Genomic DNA, 2779 nt, shown 5'->3' on the forward strand with positions numbered 1-2779 from the left:
GATGAGAACCACGATAGTCCAGATGGTGGTTGAGACCCATATCCGGGATTTACGGCCAAATGTAAAAACAATATATGGACTCCTTTTTTAGGGATTATAAGGGCACAGATTCCGTTAAATCACCATCTATATCGGTTTCCAGGTTCTTTCCTCTGCTATCTCCTCTTCCCTGATAAACAAATAGTATCAGAATCAAATCATGAATATGGCACGAACCAAACAAAATCCCGATGATTTGAAATTTCTCTCCACATTGTCTGACTGTCAGGCACGGATGGTTCTGAACTCCCTGATTCAGAATAAACCATCTCTTCTCTCGACTGCAGCCGATATCGCCAGAAGCCTTGTTACCGGGAAAGAAGAGGACACAGTAGCAGATGAGGTCTGTAGTTCATTGATGGATCTTGATGTTCATCAACTCTGGGAAGAATCAGGAAGCAGGTATGACGGGTACGTAGATCCCTATGAACACTCGTACGAAATGATGGAAGAGATAATCGAACCATATCTTGATGAAATGGATTCGTATCTTGATCGCGAAATGGTGGATGAGGCTCTTGCCTGTTGCCGGGGGATTATGAAGGGCATATGTAAGTATATGTTTGAACATGCCGGGGAATTTGCAGACTGGGCTGAAGATAACGAAGATGGATTGACATATGATGTAATTGAACGGTGGAAGGATAAGAACCAGAATTCTGAAATAGTAACTGATTTAGAGGCATTCAGGGATAAATGCCTCAATGAGAAGGAATAAGACAATGCAGGACAGGACAATCCCTCTCATAAGCCAGCCGGTTGATGCTTTCTGGATCTCAGGTCAATGGTTTTGATATCCTAATTGCCAGCATAGTAGTTTCTAGGCAGGTATCTGGAATTCTGACGCGTGATCTTGATTTCAAGGTTATTACACCAGTTGCGGATCTCGGTAATGCGGAACCTATTAAGTCTCAATTCCTATTATTACCTTATGAATCTGAAAGTCGTCATTGAAGAAGATACCGAAGATGGCGGTTTTATTGTCCGTTGCCCTGCTCTTCCGGGCTGTCACTCCGAGGGTGAGACCGTAGAGGAAGCCTTGGTCAACTATCAGGGATGTCATTCAGGGATGCCTCGCCGTTCTCAATGAACGGGTACAACAGACTTATAGTGCCCAGGTCATGGAGATCACCGTTTAGATGAGTAAGCTTCCCGTCATATCTGGGTTTGCTGCAGATAGCTTTTTCACGACATGGGTTTACGATGTCATGGACCTTTTCATTTACTTCCTTGGCAAGAGCCACAGATGACTCTTATAACTTATTAGAATCATTACTCTCTCCTATCCCATTGACGGAGAATCTTGCAGACCTGAAAGGAATGGTTGTGGTTTCTCCTCTCCAATAACTATTTCAATCGTTATCCCTCAATCTTGAGAATTATCATCTTCACTTGGAGGAATTCATATGATTTGGCCCTCAACTGAACTGGAGCGTTTATTATATGAATTTATGGAGCTCCCTTCAGAGAATGAATGGCTTGAATTTAAAGAAGCCAAGGACTCCTATGATTACGATGATATTGGGAAATATTTCTCTGCACTGAGCAACGAAGCAAACCTTCACGGCAAAGATGCCGGATGGCTTATCTTCGGTGTCACCAATAAAAGACCACGAAGGATTTGTGGGACTGGATTTCGCTCTACACCTCCGGGCCTCGATAGATTGAAGGAATCGATCTCTCATGATACAAATCACAAAATAACCTTTATTCAGATCCACGAGTTAAAGACAAAGGAGGGTCGGGTTTTATTATTTGAGATCCCTCCAGCTCCAATAGGAATTCCCACAGAATGGAAAGGGAAGATGTATGGACGGATCCACGAATCTATTGACATTCTGAGTCTTGATGAAATCGATCGGATCCGGGGTCAATTAAATCGGGAAGACTGGTCTGTCCATATCTGTAGCGAGGCCACCCTAGATGACCTCGATGCTGACGCACTTGCATTTGCCCGTGAACAATTCAAGAAGAAGAACAAAGGGACCCATATTGAGACCGAAGTTGATGAATCGAACAACATCACTTTTCTTAATAAATCAAAAGTTTGTATCAATGGAAAGATCACCCGTGCAGCGATAATCCTTCTTGGTAAAAGCGAGTCAGAACATTTTCTCTCTCCAGGGATAGCAAAGATTACCTGGGTGCTCCGTGACCATACCGGGACAGAGATTGATTACCAACATTTCAGCCCTCCCTTTTTGCTGGCAATGGAACAGATCTTTTCAAAGATTCGGAATTTAACCTATCGACATATTCCAAATATGAGCCTTTTTCCAACAGAAGTATCACAATATGATCCCTGGGTTATCCGTGAGACCTTACATAACTGTGTTGCTCATCAGGATTATTCGATGACTGGAAGGATCACGGTATTAGAAGAACCTGAATATCTTCTCTTTACAAATCTGGGGAAATTTCTTCCCGGTTCTGTGCAAGAAGTAATTAATCGCGACTCCCCACCTGAATTCTATCGAAATCGATTCCTTGCTGAAGCGATGGTGAATTTCAATATGATTGATACGATTGGCAGCGGTATCAAACGTATCTTCAGTAAGCAATGGAAACGAAATTTTCCCATGCCGGATTATGACCTCACCGAACAGGATCGGGTGAAAGTTCGGATTTATGGGAAAGTCATCGATGAGAAGTATACCCAGATGCTCATTGCCTGAACTGATCTAAATCTTGCAGATGTTATTGCCCTTGATAAAGTTCAGAAAGGGAAAAATCTTCTGAA

3 protein-coding genes are annotated in these 2779 nt (G+C 42.7%); 2 read left to right on the forward strand and 1 reads right to left on the reverse strand.

All coding sequences use genetic code 11. From position 1 onward, the window contains the following. The first annotated feature begins 205 nt into the window (after positions 1-205). The gene (locus VN429_RS01540; RefSeq protein WP_325629058.1) at positions 206-757 is read left to right on the forward strand and encodes a hypothetical protein; all 552 of its coding nucleotides are present in this window, start codon (positions 206-208) and stop codon (positions 755-757) included. Positions 758-1082: 325 nt separating this feature from the next. Here the strand turns inward: VN429_RS01540 and VN429_RS01545 are convergent, their stop codons facing one another. Next, complete coding sequence (locus VN429_RS01545; protein WP_325629060.1) at positions 1083-1283, reverse strand: hypothetical protein; 201 nt, start codon at positions 1281-1283, stop codon at positions 1083-1085. Between the two features lie 162 nt (positions 1284-1445). Here VN429_RS01545 and VN429_RS01550 point away from each other — a divergent pair, with 162 nt between their 5' ends. Continuing rightward, on the forward strand, positions 1446-2714 hold the full coding sequence (locus tag VN429_RS01550) for an RNA-binding domain-containing protein (protein ID WP_325629062.1): 1269 nt from the start codon (positions 1446-1448) through the stop codon (positions 2712-2714). Positions 2715-2779: the final 65 nt, after the last annotated feature.

The organism is Methanospirillum sp. (assembly GCF_035560735.1).
Classification (GTDB): Archaea; Halobacteriota; Methanomicrobia; order Methanomicrobiales; family Methanospirillaceae; genus Methanospirillum.

Bases quoted from the DNA above. Each gene is read 5' to 3' on its own strand.
- VN429_RS01540 (WP_325629058.1), top strand. From the start codon at position 206: ATGGCACGAACCAAACAAAATCCCGATGATTTGAAATTTCTCTCCACA.
- VN429_RS01550 (WP_325629062.1), top strand. From the start codon at position 1,446: ATGATTTGGCCCTCAACTGAACTGGAGCGTTTATTATATGAATTTATG.